The organism is Streptomyces sp. NPDC014995 (assembly GCF_043080745.1).
In the GTDB taxonomy this organism is placed as follows: Bacteria; Actinomycetota; Actinomycetes; order Streptomycetales; family Streptomycetaceae; genus Streptomyces.
Genome location: NZ_JBIBVX010000005.1, coordinates 415,153 through 431,020 on the forward strand (window position 1 = coordinate 415,153; position 15,868 = coordinate 431,020).

14 protein-coding genes are annotated in these 15,868 nt (G+C 70.6%); 4 read left to right on the top strand and 10 right to left on the bottom strand.

Annotated features, from left to right (window positions below; genetic code table 11):
* Positions 1-4: 4 nt before the first annotated feature.
* Positions 5-622 (bottom strand): 4'-phosphopantetheinyl transferase superfamily protein, encoded by a 618-nt coding sequence (locus ACF1A1_RS13520; RefSeq protein WP_391999568.1) that lies wholly within the window; start codon positions 620-622, stop codon positions 5-7.
* 50 nt (positions 623-672) lie between these two features.
* On the opposite strand from ACF1A1_RS13520, the gene ACF1A1_RS13525 reads away from it, so the two are divergent.
* A complete protein-coding gene (locus ACF1A1_RS13525; protein WP_391999570.1) occupies positions 673-1,443 on the top strand; it encodes an alpha/beta fold hydrolase in 771 nt (256 codons plus the stop codon).
* Positions 1,444-1,450: 7 nt separating this feature from the next.
* Here the strand turns inward: ACF1A1_RS13525 and ACF1A1_RS13530 are convergent, their stop codons facing one another.
* The 7 genes from ACF1A1_RS13530 to ACF1A1_RS13560 all read right to left on the bottom strand — a co-directional run bounded on the left by ACF1A1_RS13530 (position 1,451) and on the right by ACF1A1_RS13560 (position 10,803).
* Positions 1,451-2,416 carry a Gfo/Idh/MocA family protein gene (locus tag ACF1A1_RS13530; RefSeq protein ID WP_391999572.1) on the bottom strand — a complete coding sequence of 322 codons (966 nt, stop codon included), beginning with the start codon at positions 2,414-2,416 and terminating at the stop codon, positions 1,451-1,453.
* A gap of 3 nt (positions 2,417-2,419) precedes the next feature.
* Positions 2,420-4,156 (bottom strand): B12-binding domain-containing radical SAM protein, encoded by a 1,737-nt coding sequence (locus tag ACF1A1_RS13535; RefSeq protein WP_391999574.1) that lies wholly within the window; start codon positions 4,154-4,156, stop codon positions 2,420-2,422.
* A 49-nt stretch (positions 4,157-4,205) separates the two neighbouring features.
* Positions 4,206-5,930, bottom strand: coding sequence for a B12-binding domain-containing radical SAM protein (locus ACF1A1_RS13540; RefSeq protein ID WP_391999576.1), 1,725 nt, complete (start codon positions 5,928-5,930; stop codon positions 4,206-4,208).
* The gene (locus tag ACF1A1_RS13545) at positions 5,923-7,635 is read right to left on the bottom strand and encodes a beta-ketoacyl synthase N-terminal-like domain-containing protein (protein ID WP_391999577.1); all 1,713 of its coding nucleotides are present in this window, start codon (positions 7,633-7,635) and stop codon (positions 5,923-5,925) included. The genes ACF1A1_RS13540 and ACF1A1_RS13545 overlap by 8 nt, the downstream gene beginning before the upstream one ends.
* Positions 7,632-8,546 carry a glycosyltransferase family 2 protein gene (locus tag ACF1A1_RS13550; protein WP_391999578.1) on the bottom strand — a complete coding sequence of 305 codons (915 nt, stop codon included), beginning with the start codon at positions 8,544-8,546 and terminating at the stop codon, positions 7,632-7,634. Before ACF1A1_RS13550 ends, ACF1A1_RS13545 begins: the two co-directional genes overlap by 4 nt.
* Before the next feature lie 47 nt (positions 8,547-8,593).
* A complete protein-coding gene (locus ACF1A1_RS13555; RefSeq protein WP_391999580.1) occupies positions 8,594-8,821 on the bottom strand; it encodes an acyl carrier protein in 228 nt (75 codons plus the stop codon).
* Between the two features lie 80 nt (positions 8,822-8,901).
* Positions 8,902-10,803 carry a KedN5 family methylcobalamin-dependent radical SAM C-methyltransferase gene (locus tag ACF1A1_RS13560; RefSeq protein WP_391999581.1) on the bottom strand — a complete coding sequence of 634 codons (1,902 nt, stop codon included), beginning with the start codon at positions 10,801-10,803 and terminating at the stop codon, positions 8,902-8,904.
* 535 nt (positions 10,804-11,338) lie between these two features.
* Here ACF1A1_RS13560 and ACF1A1_RS13565 point away from each other — a divergent pair.
* Genes ACF1A1_RS13565 through ACF1A1_RS13575 form a run of 3 tightly spaced genes read left to right on the top strand, consistent with a single transcriptional unit; the run spans position 11,339 to position 13,507 of the window.
* Positions 11,339-12,292: a PIG-L deacetylase family protein gene (locus tag ACF1A1_RS13565; protein WP_391999582.1), complete on the top strand. Its 954-nt coding sequence runs from the start codon at positions 11,339-11,341 to the stop codon at positions 12,290-12,292.
* Positions 12,293-12,347: 55 nt separating this feature from the next.
* The gene (locus tag ACF1A1_RS13570) at positions 12,348-12,980 is read left to right on the top strand and encodes a transcriptional regulator (RefSeq protein WP_391999584.1); all 633 of its coding nucleotides are present in this window, start codon (positions 12,348-12,350) and stop codon (positions 12,978-12,980) included.
* On the top strand, positions 12,980-13,507 hold the full coding sequence (locus tag ACF1A1_RS13575) for a hypothetical protein (protein WP_391999585.1): 528 nt from the start codon (positions 12,980-12,982) through the stop codon (positions 13,505-13,507). The genes ACF1A1_RS13570 and ACF1A1_RS13575 overlap by 1 nt, the downstream gene beginning before the upstream one ends.
* Before the next feature lie 71 nt (positions 13,508-13,578).
* Here ACF1A1_RS13575 and ACF1A1_RS13580 read toward each other — a convergent pair whose 3' ends face one another.
* Together ACF1A1_RS13580 and ACF1A1_RS13585 are read right to left on the bottom strand one after the other, a co-directional pair.
* Complete coding sequence (locus ACF1A1_RS13580) at positions 13,579-14,658, bottom strand: methyltransferase (RefSeq protein WP_391999587.1); 1,080 nt, start codon at positions 14,656-14,658, stop codon at positions 13,579-13,581.
* Between the two features lie 58 nt (positions 14,659-14,716).
* Positions 14,717-15,835, bottom strand: coding sequence for a radical SAM protein (locus ACF1A1_RS13585; protein WP_391999588.1), 1,119 nt, complete (start codon positions 15,833-15,835; stop codon positions 14,717-14,719).
* Positions 15,836-15,868: the final 33 nt, after the last annotated feature.

Below are 15,868 nucleotides of genomic sequence, written 5' to 3' on the forward strand. Positions count from 1 at the left end.
GCCGTCAGCCCGGCCGACCGGAGTCCGCCCGCGAGGCCCGGTCCCGCTCCAGCAGTACGGCCACCGCCCAGGCGCTGTCGGCGTCCGCCCGTACCCGCACCCACGCGCGTTCGTCGCCGGCCCGGGCCAGCAGCCCGTCGGCCCCGGACACCGGCCGTTCCAGCCGGACCCGCCAGAACGTCCGCGCCACCCGCTCCTCGCACGCCGAGAACGCCTTGAAGGCGGCCTCCTTGGCGACGAAGAGCCCCCGCAGCGTGGGGGCGTCGGCGGGCGTCCAGAGGGTCTCGCGCTCCTCGTCCCGCAAGAGGATGCGGTGCAGGCGCTCCCGCACGGTGTCCGTCTCCAGGTCGACGCCGATGCCCCGGGCCTCTCCGGCCCGGCACACGGCGGCGACGGCGAGGCGCCGGGTGTGAGCGATCGAGCCGACGAACCCCGCCGGGAACACCGGCGCCCCGTCGGACCGCCGGCCCACCTCCACCTGCGTGCTCCCGGCCCGCCGCAGCGCGCCCGCGGCCGCCGCGCGCCCGGCCCCGTGCTGCTCGTCAGGACCGTGCGGGGCGGTGACGGCGGCGGTCGCGAGGTGGATCACGACGTGCGGGGCGGACGTCATCGGCGTCGACATGGCGTGGATCTCCTCTGTCTGTCACGGCCCCCGGCGGATAGCATCGCGACGTGCTGCGTGACGTGGATCAGACGCCGGGCCGGGGTGGGGCGAGCGAGGCACCGTTGACGCTGGACTGCCGGATCACCGGTGATCCGGCGGGGAGACCGGTGGTCCTGCTCCACGCGCTGGGGAACACCGGACGGAGCTGGGACCGGCTGGTTGCCGTGCTGAGCGCCGCGGGACGCCGGTTGTTCGTACCGGACCTGCGCGGACACGGAGGAAGCCCCCGGGCCGACGCGTACACCTTCGAGCTGATGTACCGGGACGTGATGTCCCTGTTGGACCGTCACCGGCTGGGCCCGGTCGACCTGGTCGGGCATTCCATGGGCGGTCATGTCGCCTGGCTCGTCGCCCAGCGCCACCCCTCCAGGGTCCGCAGGCTGGTGATCGAGGACACGCCTCCGCCGCCGCGGGACGCGGCGGCGGAGGCGGAACTGCGGGCGCGGTCGGGGCCGGCCGACGGCCAGGCACGCGTCATCTCCCTGTACCAGGAGTTCCGCGAGCTGCGGCGGACGGGAGAGCTGGACAGCGCCGCGGTGCGCCCCGTCATCGACGGTCTCCGCAAGGCGGACCCCGGGTGGTGGCGGCGGCTCGCGGAGGTCACCGCCGAGACGCTGGTGATCAGCGGCGGGCTGTCCAGCCCGGTCCCCCGCTCCCTGCTGGCCGAGGTCGCCGAGAGGGTGCCCCGGGGACGGCTGCTGGCCATCGACGCGGGCCACTACGTGCATCGCACCGAACCCGAGCGCTTCTGCGCCGAAGTGGCCAGCTTCCTCGGATGACCCTCCGTCACCGGCCCTGCGTCAGGGGAGCCGTCGCGCCCCTGGCGTGCCGGTAGGCCGACTCCACCACGAGCTGGACCTCCAGGGCCTCCTGGGCGCTCACCTTCGGGTACGGGGTGGCAGCGCCGGTCACCAGGTCGAAGTACGCGGAGATCGCGGCGAGTTCGGGTCCCCGTCCGGCCGTCTCGACCGTGCCGTCCGCCCGGCGCAGTTCGTTGCGGCGCAGGTCCAGGACGTGGTCGCCGTCCGCGGTGGTGACGGTGACCGACGTCTCCAGTCTGCGCGCGGCCCGGTCGATGCGCAGCGTCGCCGGCACGTCCTGGAACGACAGGTCCAGCCGGACGCGCTCCTCGACGTCCGGCGCGTCCACCTCGCACGCCGCCACCTCCGGTCGCCCGAAGACCGTCATGAGCAGATCCAGGGCGTGCGGCCCCAGATCCAGGAGCGCGCCGCCGCCGGCCCGCCGTGCGTCGCCGTACCAGGGCGTGCAGGCCCGCCACACCCTGTTGCCGGGGGTGGCGAAGGAGAACTCGACGCGCTGCGCGCCGGGCCGCGCCACGTCGGCGAACGCCTCCAGCAGCGGATGGAAGCGGAAGGGCATGTTCACGCCCAGCAGCTTCTCGGCCGCCGGATGGGCCGCCATCCGCCGCGCCTCCTCCACCGTGGCGGCGAGGGGTTTCTCGCACAGCACCGCGATGCCGGCGTCCAGCGCCGCCAGCACCGGCTCGGCGTGGGCGTCGTTGGGCGTGCAGACGCTGATCACGTCCGGCCGTGTCTCCTGGATGAGCCGGTCGACGGAGGTGCCGGTCCACACCCCCGGACGGTCCGCGACCAGCGCCCGGGCCCGCTCGACGTCGGTGTCCACCAGACCTACCAGTTCCATGGCGTCCCGCTCGTCGGCGCAGGGCAGGTGGTAGCGCTGGAACACCCTGCCGCAGCCCACGGCCGCGAACCGGATCCTCTCGCGGGTCATCGATCAGCCCCTCACCTGGGCGAGGGCGTGCTCGCCGCACGCCTTCGCCGTCTCGACGACGAAGTCCGGGAAGGTGTGGCCGAGGTGTTCGCGGTCGTACTCGGTGATCATGGCGCGCAGTTCGGTCTCCAGCCGGTCGGCGAGCCCCGGCGGGTTCTCGTCCGCGAGCAGCAGCCCCGCGTTGAGGAAGGCGATCAGCAGCCCGGCGAGCCCCTGGTCCCACCGGCGCAGCCGGCCCAGCAGCGGGCGCAGGGACTCGGCTCCGGTGCCGCGCCGGGCACGGACGGCGTCCGCGATGCTCTGCGCGAGGAACGGGACCTCGTTCTCCTTGCGGTCGTTGATCTCCGAGGAGACCCGGCTCCAGGCCGTCCACAGGTGTTCGACGCGCTCGTCCTCGACGCGGTAGTCGCGGCGGGCGTGCCGCAGCACCTCCCAGGCGGCGCCCTCCACTCCGGGGATGTCGGGCTCCTCGTACCGCGTGGCCTTGTCGTAGATCTCGGTTCCGCGCAGCGCGATGGCCCGGTTGATCAGGAAGAACGGGTTCTCGCTCTCGTGCACCCGGGCGGCCACGATGAACTTCAGGTTCTCCCACAGCTCGTCGAGGGTCGTCCCCGGCTCGATCATGATCCAGCCGGGTTCGAGCTCGATGCCCTCCTGCTTGAACAGGCGGGCGGCGTCGAAGTTGTACTCCACGGTGGTTCCCTTGCGGAACCGCTTCATCATGCCGGGCGAGCCGGTCTCCATGCCGAGGAGCGCCAGGTCCATGCCGGCCCGGCGCAGGGTGCGCAGGGCCTCCCGGTCGATGAGGCCGGTGTCGACACGGAACTCGCAGTGGAAGGTGATCTTCAGATCGCGGCGGAGGATCTCCTCGGCGAAGCCGACGGCGTGGTGGTAGCCGTCCTGGAAGGCGCCGCCGAAGTTGTCGTCGTTGAACCACAGGAACCGGGTGCCGAACTCCCTTTGCAGGTACTCGATCTCGTCGACCGCGTCCTCCACCGGCCGTACCCGCCAGGGGCCGTCCACCACTCCGGGCTGCCGCGGCGCGTAGCAGAAGGTGCACTTGGCGTGGCAGCCGCGGCTGGTGTACGTCGAGGCGCGCGGTGTGGGGATGCCGTTCTTGCGGTGGTGGACCAGCAGGTCGCGGGCCGGCCACGGTTCGTTGGCGAGGTCGGGGAGCTTGGGCGGGCCGCTGCTGCGGACCCGGCCGTCCTGCCAGAACCACAGCCCCGGCACCCCACGCCAGTCACGCCCCGCGGCCAGACACTCCATCAGGCCTTCCACCGTCAGCTCGCCCTCACCGAACGCCACACAGTCGGCCTCCGGGATGCGCTCGGCTATGAGCTTGGCGTTGTACGTGCAGAAGGCCCCGCCGATCGCGACGAAGACCGACGGATCGGCCTCACGGACACAGCGCAGCAACCGCACCGCGTCCACGATGTGCAGGTCGTACATGATGCTGATACCGACGAACTTCGGCCGCTCACGCCGGATCAGGTCGATGATCGCCTCGTCGCTGGGATTGCGCCCGTGCAGGTTCAGCGCCCGCACGGAGTAACCGCACGACCTCAGGTGACCGGCGATGCAGGCCACCCCCAGGTTCTCCCGGACCCGTTTGTAGAACAGCCTCATCGCCGGGTCCAGCGACAGGTACTCCTCGTCGTTGATCAGGACGTTCTGGTTGTTCAGGCTCGCGGCGCCGGTGGGGATCTCCCGGGGGGTCAGCAGGACCACATCCGCCATGACCGGTCTCCTTTCTCGTCTTCACGTGCGCGTTCCGACACCGACCGGGTCAGCCGGCCATGGCCTCTTCGCCGCACAGCCTCTTGGTCTCCTCGAGGAACACCGGGTAGGGCTCGCCCAGGACCTTGCGGTCGTAGGCGTCGACCAGCGTGCGCAGTTCCGCCTCGAGTCGCTCGGCGAGCCGGGGCGGGTTCTCGTCCGCGAGCAGCAGTCCGACGTTGAGGAAGGCGACCAGCAGGTCCGGCAGGCCCTCGACCCAGCCGCGCAGCCGGCTCAGCAGCGGGCGCAGACCCTGCTCCCCCCGGGACCGGCGCGCCCTGGTGGCGTCGACGATGATCTGGGCGACGAAGGGCAGCTCTTCCTTGCGGTCGGCGACCTCCGCGCTGACCTTGCTCCAGGCCTCCCACACGTCCTCGACCCGCTGGTCCGGGATCCGGTACTCCCGGCGGGCCTCCATCAGGACGTCCCTGGCCGGCCCCTCCACGCCCGGGAGTTCCGGAGGAGTCGGTTCGGCGATCTTGTCGTACATCTCCGTGCCGCGCAGCGCGATGGCGCGGCTGATGAAGGAGAACGGGTTCTCGCTGACGGCGATGTCCGCGGCCACGATGAACTTCAGGTTCTCCCACAGCTCGTCGAGGGTCGTCCCCGGTTCGACCATGATCCAGCCGGGTTCGAGCTCGATGCCCTCCTGTTTGAACAGGCGGGCGGCGTCGAAGTTGTACTCCACCATGGTTCCCTTGCGGAACCGTTTGGCCATCCCGGGGGCGCCGGTCTCCATGCCGAGCAGAGCGGAGGCCATGCCCGCCCGGCGCAGGGTCTGCAGCGCCTCCCGGTCGATGAGGCCGGTGTCGACGCGGAACTCGCAGTGGAAGGAGATCTCCAGATCGCGGCGGAGGATCTCCTCGGCGAAGCCGACGGCGTGGTGGTAGCCGTCCTGGAAGGCGCCGCCGAAGTTGTCGTCGTTGAACCACAGGAACCGGGTGCCGAACTCCCGCTGGAGGTACTCGATCTCGTCCACCGCGTCCTCCACCGGCCGTACCCGCCAGGGGCCGTCCACCACTCCGGGCTGCCGGGGCACGTAGCAGAACGTGCACTTGGCGTGGCAGCCGCGGCTGGTGTACGTCGAGGCCACCGGCGTGGGGATGCCGTTCTTGCGGTGGTGGACCAGCAGGTCGCGGGCCGGCCACGGTTCCTTGGTGAGGTCGGGGAGCTTGGGCGGGCCGCTGCTGCGGACCCGGCCGTCCTGCCAGAACCACAGCCCCGGCACCCCACGCCAGTCACGCCCCGCCGCCAGACACTCCATCAGGCCTTCCACCGTCAGCTCGCCCTCACCGAACGCCACACAGTCGGCCTCCGGGATGCGCTCGGCTATGAGCTTGGCGTTGTACGTGCAGAAGGCCCCGCCGATCGCGACGAAGACCGACGGATCGGCCTCACGGACACAGCGCAGCAACCGCACCGCGTCCACGATGTGCAGGTCGTACATGATGCTGATACCGACGAACTTCGGCCGCTCACGCCGGATCAGATCGGTGATCACCTCGTCGCTGGGATTGCGCCCGTGCAGATTCAGCGCGCGGACCGAGTAACCGCACGACCTCAGGTGACCGGCGATGCAGGCCACCCCCAGGTTCTCCCGGACCTTCTCGTAGAAGAGACGCATCGCCGGGTCCAGGCGGAGGTATTCCTCGTCGTTGATCAGGACGTTCTGGTTGTTGACACTGGAGAATCCGGTGAGGATCTCCCGTGGTGTCATCAGCACCGCGTCAGCCATCCGTACTCCACTCCATGCGCCCGGCCGCGCCCCCCGTCAGGAGGAACGCGGCGTTGTTGCCGCCGAACCCGAAGTTGTTCACCAGCACGGAACGAATCCCGTCACAGGGCTCCGGATCGCGCAGCACCCGCACGTGCCGCGCGTCGAGGGGCTTGCGCAGCCCGGGGGTTCCCGGGAGCACCTGATGACGCAGGGCCCGGACCGCCGCCACGACGCCGGGGAAGACCGAGGCGTGCAGCAGATGGCCGGCCGCCCCCTTGTACGAACTGACCGGGACACCCCGCCAGTCGTGCTCGGCGCCGATCTCGTCCAGCGCCAGCAGTTCGGCCTCGTCGCCCTGCCGGGTGCCGGGGGCGTGGCCGTGGACGTAGTCGACGGTGGTGAGCCCGGCCATGGCCAGCGCGTCCCGCATGCACGCGGCGCCGATGTGCGCGTTGAGCCGGCTGATGCCCTGGCCCGCCACCCGGCAGGAGATCCCGCTGAGCGTCGCCAGGGGGGCCTGCCCGCGTGCCGCCACGCGCTCGGCGGTCTCCAGCACGATCACCCCGGCGCCCTCCCCGACGGTGACGCCGGAGCGGTCCTCGTCGAACGGGCGGGCGGCGGTCGTACTCGTCGCGCGCAGCACGTCGAGGCAGGCGTAGTCGTACGCGTTGAGGGAGGACACCCCGGTGACGACGGCCGTGTCGGCCAGCCCGCACAGCAGCCACTCGCGTGCCATGGCCAGCCCGAAGGCGCCCGACGCGCAGGCGTGCGCCATCAGCACCGCGTCCGGCGGGGCGACGCCCGATCCGTCCCCGTCCCAGTCGGGTTCCAGGGCGATCTCGTCGATCCGGGGCGCGTCGCTGACCTGCGGGAGGTGCGGGACCACCCCGGCGGACACCAGCAGGGTCCGGCCCGGCAGTTCGTCGAGTCCGGCCTCCCGCAGCGCCTCGGAGCGCGCCCGGTCGAGCAGCGCGCGCCGCGTCGGGCCTCCGGGCGGCGCCTCCACCTGCGTCTGGCCCACGGTCCTGCTGCGGAAGCGGGACGCGTCGAAGCGGGTCAGCTCGGACAGACCCCGTCTGCCGTCCAGCAGGCCCTGCCAGAACGCGGTCCCCCCGTCGCCGAAGGCGGTGACCAGGCCGGTGCCGGAGACGACCACCGACGATCCGGCGGTCCGGCCGGTGTCACCGGTGCGGGACGCGCGGGCGTCCGCGGCGGCGGTCACGGGGACGGCCGCCACCCGGTATCCGTCGCCGTGCGCGGCGCGCACGACCTCGCACACGACCATCGCCTCGTGCAGCCCCGCGGAGATCGCGCCCCACGCCCAGCGCACCGCCTGCAAGGTGGCCGCACGCGGGCTGATCAGCACGTAACCGGGCCCGTTCCAGCCGCCGGCCTCCGCCAGCTCCTGGATCAGCTGCGCCGGCTCCGGGGTCATGGCCTCGGACGGCCGCAGCCTGCGGCCCCCCGCCTCCGCCTCCGCGCACCGGCTGACGTACTGGGAGGTGGTCGAGACGCAGTAGTCCGTGGCCGCCATGACCACGGGCGCGCCGGTCCGCCGGGAGGCGGGCAGACGGTCCAGCGCCGCGGACAGCACGTCGACGAAGGCGGCGGCCAGCGACTGGCCGGCGGCGAGGACGGACAGCTCCGGCCGGGAGCGGAGGCCGTCCAGCGTCTGCGGGGCCGTACCGCCCACGATCACCGTGGCCGCCTTCGGGTGCGTCATGACACCGCCGTTCCGGGTGCGAGGGCGTGGTCGGCGGGACCGAGCCGCCCGGCCAGCTCGTCCAGGGAGAGCCGGCCGGCGAGGAAGGGGCCCACGTCCGCGAGGCGCGGGTCGCCGTGCCGGTCGGCGACCAGCCGCCAGAACCTGGGCAGGAGGTCCCCGGTGTCCCGGCGCGCCGTCGGCAGGTGGTACGCGGTCTCGTCGAGCAGGGCGAACGTGGCGCCCGACGCGGAGAGCCGCAGCCCTAGTTCGAGGTCCTCGCCGCCCCACAGCTGTCCGTAGTGCTCGTCGAAGCCTTCGACCTCGTCGAACACCGCGCGCCGGACGCTGGTGCTCGTGCCGATGCAGGTCAGCCAGCGCAGCGGCGCGTACTCGGGCGACTGCGTCACCTTGCGGGCGGTCCGCTCGATGAACGAGCGGCGCGGTCCGAACAGGGGGACGGCGGAGTCGAGGTCGGCGACGGTGCCGGGATCCATCGTGCGGCCGCGGGCACCGGTCAGGGCCGTCCGCAGCGGCTGGGGCTCGGGCGTCAGCGAGAACGCGGACAGATCGGTGACGGCGCCGTGCACGACGGCGGCATCGGCGCCCCGGTGGGCCGCGAGGTGCGCCTCCAGCAGTCCCGGCGTGGCCACGGTGTCGTCGTCGAGGAAGAGCAGGACCTCCCCGCGCGCCAGCCGGGCCCCGGTGTTGCGCGCGCGGGCGGCGCCCCGTCCGCCCGTGGCGGCCGACCGGATCGGCAGGCCGCCGGGAAGGGCCGACAGCACCTGTGCCACCGCCCCCCGCTCCGGTGCGTCGTCGACGAGGACGACCTCGAACCGCTCACGGTCCAGGGTCTGGTGTCCCAGGGCCGTCAGGGTGAGCAGCAGGCGCGTGGTCCGGTCACGGGTCGGCACGACCACACTGACCGCCACGTCGTCGGGCGCTCCACCCGGCCGCGCGGCCGCCGGCGTCATGGCCGTCACGTCAGGGAGCGGCTCTCGCCGGCCCTCTGCTCGAGGATGTAGGTGGCGAGGCCCTCGATGGAGAAGAGCGTCTCCTCCGTCAGGTCCTCGTCCTCGAAGACGACATCGAACTTCTCCTCGAGGATCAGCAGGTATTCCAGGGCGTCGAGGGAGCTGAACCCGTAACGCTCCACGAGGCTGGCGTCGCCCTCCCCTGGCGCCTGCCGGTGATCACCCTTGGTCATACCCGCTGCGATCTCGTGGAGTTCCCGAATGAGCCCGGCGCGGTCCATCGTCTCTTGTCTCCCGTGGTGAAGTATCTCGGTCAAACCTTGGTGAACTGTTCTTCGAGCTGCTGCTCGGTCAGCCCGCGGAAGCGGTCCATGCGGAAGTAGTGCTGGAGGTCACCACCGAACTCGGTCCGGTAGTAGAAGTCCGCGGTGTGGCGCTCCGGCTCCGTGCTCACCGTCTCCCCGCGCCGGAGCGCGGCGATCAGCCGGGGCACGGGGTGGGTGAATTCCGCGTCGCTGCGCAGGTACCAGCGTTCGCCGTACTTCGTGACGACCGGGAGGTCCTCCTCGGGACCCGAGCCGTCGGGCAGCATCCGGACGGGCTGGCACAGCAGGTCGTAGCGGAACACCTCGTCGAGGACCGGCAGCAGGTGCTCGGGCAGGCCGGGGCGCATGGCCTCCTCCCACCACTGCTTCAGCAGCCGCTTGGTGAGCAGCCGCCAGACGTTCGGGTCGACGAGTTCGCTGGCGGAGCTCGTCGGCCTGGCGACCGAGTGCAGTTCCCTGGCCTCGGGATCGTCGCTCTTCTCGATCCAGTCGGAGAAGCTGAGCAGCACGCGTGACTGGGGGACGCCCGCGAGTTCGCGCAGCGCGACCCAGATGTTGTGCAGGAACAGGCTCCGGGCCAGAACCCGGTTCCAGCAGATGAAGCGGAGCATGCGCTCGTTGTCCGCGAGTGTCATGGTCTTGTGGGCGAGCACGTAGTCGAAGTCGTCCTGCTCGCCGCGGACGGTCACCAGTCCGTGCTGCTCCCGCTTGTCGTGGTATTCGGTGTTCGGCAGCAGCATCAGCGGGTGGACGGCGATGAACGGCGTGTGCTGTGCCGCCCGGTCATAACCGTCCAGGAACGAGGCGACCGTCTCGCCGGGCGCTCCCCATATCAGCTCGAGATACGGGGTGATGCCGTGGTCGGTCAGCCAGGCGACGAGACTTTCCCAGTCGTTCAGCTTCATGTTCCGACGGCGCATGAGATCCAGCACGGAGTCATCCATCGTCTGGAGGGCGAGGATGAAGGCGCTGTGCATCCCGGACTGCTTCATCTTCTCCATGATGCGGTAGAAGCCGGGAGACTTGTTCTTGGCCCAGGAGGTTTCGAGTCTCTTCGGGAACCCGTATTTGCTGCGCACCCGGAGCAGGTCGTCGAGGAATTCCTCGTCCTGCCGCAGGAGTCCGAAATTAGAGTCGGCGAGCATGAGGATTTCCGCGCCGTTCCGCCCCAGCAGCTCCAGTTCCTCGCGCAGCCGCTCCCGGGAGAACGCCCGCATCTTCTGCCCGGTGGCACCTCCCCAATAACAGAAGGCACACTTGTACGGACATCCGCGGTTGGTCTCCATGAGCGCGTAGTCGTAGCGGAAACGACCCTTTTCGTCGACGAGCGGTACCGCTCCCGTGAGAATGGGGGACGGCAGGATCTCGAGATCCTGAATACGCTCGCGCTCGGGAGTGGTGACCAGGTTTCCGTCGGGCTCCCGGAAGGAGATGCCGCTGATCTCGTGGAGTTCGCCCCGGTGGGCGCCGTCGAGGTAGCCGTTCATCAGGTCCCGGAAGATCAGTTCGCCCTCGCCGTTCACCACCACGTCGACCTGCGGGAACATACGGAAGACCCGCTCGGCCTGGTGGGCGACGTGGTTGCCGCCGAAGATGACCCAGCCCTGCGGGTTCATCTGCTTGAACGTCTCCGCGAGGGTGCCGAAGGAGCGGTAGTTCCAGCCGAGGACGGAGAAGCAGAGGATGTCGGGACAGCCGTCCCGCACCAGGTCCCGGGCCATGGCGTTCAGGCCGACGTCGCCGGGATAGTTCCTGATGGAGATGTCCATACGACGCCGAATGCGCTCATCGGCCTCGGCGTAGGCCTTCAGGTAGCCGATCGCCAGCGGCATGGAGGCCGCGGAATTCCCCCAGACTCCTTGCTGAACAAGCAGTACGCGAGTCTCCATTCCCTGCCTCGTCCTCTAATCGCCCGACAGGTCAAATCGCACTTTGAGGCTACAGCAGAAGATCCGCGACGCAATGGTGCCTCCGAAACCGGGCCGTCGGCATGGCCAATTCCCTGCGTTTCACGCGTGTTCGGCCAAGCCGACGGCCCGATGACGGCCACCGTCCGGATGCGGCCGGGCCGCCCACCGCACCTGTGGGGAACAGGCGGGCTGACGTGGGAATTCTGCGGGGCGTCGCACGGCGCGGCCCCGGCGGCCGGTGCGGTCCGGAGCAGCCCGTCCGAAGTGGCTGCCGGAGCGAAATGAATGACCGGAAACCTATCGTCCCGGGGTCGTGAAGAAGGATCGGGACAAGCTCGGCACGATATTTTTCGGCCACCCGTCCCCCCATTTTCTGCCTCTTTGGATCCGGCCCTGTGCGCATGTGGCGATGATCGGTATGCTCCGGCCGTATGGCGTCTGTCATTCGTCACCGCGGGCTCGGAGTTACATGACAGAGATTCCTGACACATGGTGCCCGACGGCCCTGCCGCACGTGGAAACAGTCGACGGCCGGCTCCGTTTCATGGGGCGTCAGGTCGACGGGTACGGCCATCTGTCGGACCGTGACGCCACCCTGCTCGCCCGCTGCGACGGCAGCCGGCCGCTCGACGGCTTCCCCGCGGCGGACCGCGAGACCATCGGCCTGTGGCGCCGGCACGGGCTGCTGCTCATGGCACCCCCGTTCACCCCGGGGCACGCGGACACGGAACCGCCCGTGGTCGTGTCCCCGCACCCGGACGACGCCGCACTGGCCCTCGGCGGGACGGTGGCCGGGCAGGGAGCCCGGTTCCTCGACGTCTTCAGCGTCGAGACCTGGACCAAGGACCCGTACTACGCCGAGCGCCCGGCGCTGACCCGGCGCCTGCTGCTGGACGAGGAGGGCGTCGCCGCCCGGGTGCTGCGCGCGCGGGTGGAGTTGCTGGGGTTCGTCGACGCCGCCGACCGCGACCTCAGACGGGACCGGTTCTTCGCCGACCCGGCCTGGTCCGACGGGTTCGCCCGGGAGGAGCCGGAGCTCTTCGACGCCCTCACCGCACGGCTCGCCACCCTGCTGGACGGGGTCGGCCAGGTCTACGCGCCCCTGGGAGTCGGTGGTCACGTCGACCATCTCGCCTGCCGGGAAGCGGTGCTGGAACTGGCCCGCGCGGGCGGCCTCGGCGCGGCGCGGGTCGCCTTCTACGAGGACCAGCCCTACTCCCTGTTCTCCTCCGCGGAGGAGACCGCGAAGAAACTCGGCGCGCGCCTGGCCGAAGAGGGACTCGGCGACTTGCGCCCGGAGCTGCTGCCCGTGGACGACACGGCGGCACTCACCAAGTGCGAGGCGCTCGGTGCCTACCGTATCCAGGTACGCAAGGGCATCATCCAGCGCATCCGCCGGCACGGCGTGCGCCTGGCGGAGGGATCGCCGTTCCCGGCCGCCGAACGGATCTGGCTGATGCGCAGCTGACCGTCTCCCCACCCGACAAGCAACCGCGGCCCCGCCGCTCCGTGAAGGGTTTCCCATGTACGCACTGGCTCAGTCCCTGACACCGGCGGACCTGGAGGTCCTCGCCGACGCATGCGCCGAGGTGGGCCTCACCCTGCATGTGACGGACCCCGAGGCGGGCCACGCACCGCCGCCCGGCGCGCTGCTGGTCTCCTTCCACCGGGTCGCCGCCGCCCGTCCGGACGACCTGTCCGTGGAGGAGCTGAAGCGCAGGGGCGGTTACGCCGTGGCCGTGCTGGACGGCGTTTCCGCCACCGAGGTCCTGGCGGCCGTCTCCCGCGGCTACAGCTTCACGCTGGCCAGCCCCCTGCGGCGGCCCCGGCTCGTGGAGACCCTCGGCTACCTCAAGACCGTCACGCCGTCCGAGAACACCCAGGTGCTCACCCTCGAGAACGGCTCCCTGAGCTCCCCCGCGAAGTCGTTGCCCGTGACCGACGCCGAGGCGGAGCTGCTGCGCCTGCTGTCCGGCCGGCCGGGCCAGATCGTCTCCCGCGAGGAACTCACCGAGGCCACGGGCGGGGAGGACGTGAACAAGGTGACCTCGGTCCTGAAGCAGAAGTTCCTGGACATCGACTCCGGCGCGAAGCTGCTGAAGATCCCGCACCTGGGCTTCCGCCTGGTCGGCACGGTCCGCGAGGGCGCGAACTGATGCGCGCCGTGGTGATCACCGGCGCCCCGGGCGTGGGCAAGACCAGGCTGGGGCACCAGCTGGTGACCCGGTACGGCGTCCCGGCCGCCGCGATGGACTGCGACCCCATCGTCCATCCCTGGAACGGCGGCGAGGAGGTGTACGACCTGATGGCCTCGACCGTGCGCGCGGCCCTGCCCGTCTACCGGGAGTGGGGCGCGCGCGTCGTGATCGTCACCGGGGTGGTCCTCGCGGGCCGCGCCTACGAACGCTTCCACAAGGTGTTCGAGGAACTCGGCGCGTACGCGGTCTACTACGGCCTGCGGGCCGACGCTCAGGCGCTGGCCGCCCGGATCGAGAGCGACGCGGGCGGGCGGCACTTCGTCGAGGGCCGGCTGGCGGAGCGTCACCTCGACGCGGAGGTGCCCGATGTGCCCGGCGTCCGGCTGGTCGACACCACGCACCTGACGCTGGCCGAGGCGACCGACGCGGTCGCGGCCCTGGAACGCGCCGATCTCGGGCCGCGGTGGCTCGGGTCATCCGGGTGATCAGCGATCGCCGATCACCGATCACCCGGATGCTCAGTGATCGCCCGGGTGATCACCCAGGGCCCGGGCGATCACTGGAAGCGGCCCACCTCCAGGCCCTCGCCGTCGCGTCGCACCGAGAGGACGAATCCGTAGTAGTGCGTGGCACCGATCCGACTGACGTACTCCCGGACCTCGTCGCCGAGCGGGCCGGTGAGCTGCTGCTCCTCGTCGCGCGGTGCGAAGGCCGGCCAGCGCGGCGGCGTCGAGGGCCGCAGCAGCAGCCGTCCGGAGACCCCCAGGCGCCGCAGTTCGGCCTCCAGCTCGGGGACGAAGAACGGCCCCCGCTCGTCCCCGTAGGCCGCGGCCTGGAGCAGCGCCTCGCCGTCCTGGGTGAGGAGCCGGGGGACCTGGCGCAGGAGTTCCCAGAAGAACTCCAGGCCGTCCAGCCCGGCCTCGCCGGCCAGCCAGCCGAGCGAGCCCCGACGCAGCGGGAGGCAGGGAGGGTTGGAGACGACGAGGTCGAACCTGCGGTCCAGCGACAGGGACATGATGTCCCCCTCGGTGGCGGTCAGCCGGTCGGCCAGCCCGTTGACATGGGCGTTGACCGTCGTGGCCGCCGTGCATTCCGGATTGACGTCGACCGACAGCACGTCGGCGCCGTTCCTGGCCGCCGACAGTCCGAGGATGCCGGTGCCGCACCCGAGGTCCAGGGCCGAGCGGACACCGCGGCGCGCCGCCACGAGCCGGGAGAGCGTCATGGAGTCGGTGCCGACCCAGGGCGCGTACGACCCCGTGTCCCGTCCCGCCGCCCGCCAGGCGGCCAGCAGCGACATGCCGTCCCCGCGGACCAGGCAGTAGTCGGCCGACACCTTTCCGGAATCCTCGGAGAGCACCCGGGCGCGGAGCAGGAGGTCGAGCAGCGGACCGGGGACCTCCGAGCGCACGTCGGACTCCGCCACCCGCTCCCCGAACACGAACAGGGAGGACAGGACGGACTCGGCGGCCATGGTCGTGGAGATCGCCGCCAGGGTCTCGGAGTTCCGCCACGGTGCCAGTTCCCCGAGCCAGTCCCCGGCGAGCGTCAGCAGATCGTGCTGCGGCAGCGTGAGAAGCCTCTGCAGCCCGGCACCCGCGAAATCGTCGCCGGAAATCCCATCCACGGAAATCATTACGTCTCCTCGAGGCATCGGTATGCTCTGGTCTTCTGGCATTCCGCCGCCCGCGGGATCAGCGGGGGGACGGTTCCCCGGCCGGCTCGAAGATCGGCTCAAACGCCGATTTCAACTCTCGTAGCCGTTCCAGAGCGCGGGGTCCGGCGTACGGTGCACAGCGCGCGATTTCCTGCTCGGAGATGCCGCCGAACAGATAGAGGTTGACCACGTCGATCGGTCCGGTGCAGCTCTTGCAATACGGAAAGCGCGGCCGGGGCTGCATGAACATATCGTAGTGCTGGTGCTTTCCGAACTGTTCGTGGATCAGTTCGGGCTCCTCCTTTATGTTGCCCATGGGCTTGAGCCAGGCGTACGGGCAGCAGGAGACGTCTCCCTGACCGAAGAGTTGCACCATGGTGGCCGTCGCGTAGCACCGCAGGGTGCGGACGCCGGTGCGCAGTTGATTCCCGATGTGTTCCACGAAGGCACGCGGCGGGAGGACCTCGGACAGTTCGTCGTAACGCTCGAGGAGTGGCGCGAAATGGTCGCCGAGCGGTGGGGCGTGCGTGGTCCTGGTCTCGCCGCGCACCGGGAAGAAGTAGAGCATCACGCCCCGCCCGTACCGTTCGAGCAGGAACTCGGCGAAGTCCGCCTGGCCGGTGCAGTTGAGGTCGCTGATCACCGACTGGATCTCGATGGGGATGCCCATCTCCACCGCGTTGTCCAGGTGCCGCATGATGACGTCGAAGAGCCGGTGCTGCTTCGGCGGCAGCCGGTGGCCGTTCATCTCCAGCGTGTGGCCGTCCAGGGAGAGGCACAGCTGGACGTTGCCCAGCGCGGCGAGCGCCTCCAGCCGGTGCGGGGTCAGGAAGGCCCCGTTGGTGATGACCTGCACGACCTCGTACTTCTCGCTGCACTCCGCGACGAACTCGGTGGAGCCTTTCAGCCAGAAGAACTCGCCACCGCTGAGCCGCATGATGGGGCTGTCCACATGCCGGTGGTAGGCGTCGAGGATCTCGTGCCAGTCCGCGCGCCGGTCGGTGGTCAGGCGCAGCCTCGCGTCCGGGACCTCCATGAGCAGATTGAAGTCCTCGGTGAGGCAGTAGGAGCACCGCATCTGACACAGTTGCTCCTCGATGACCATGTCGTTCATGAGGAGTTTGAGACGGTCCTGCCCGTCGCGATGCGCGAACATCGCATCACGATAATGACTTTTCAGGGCCATGCC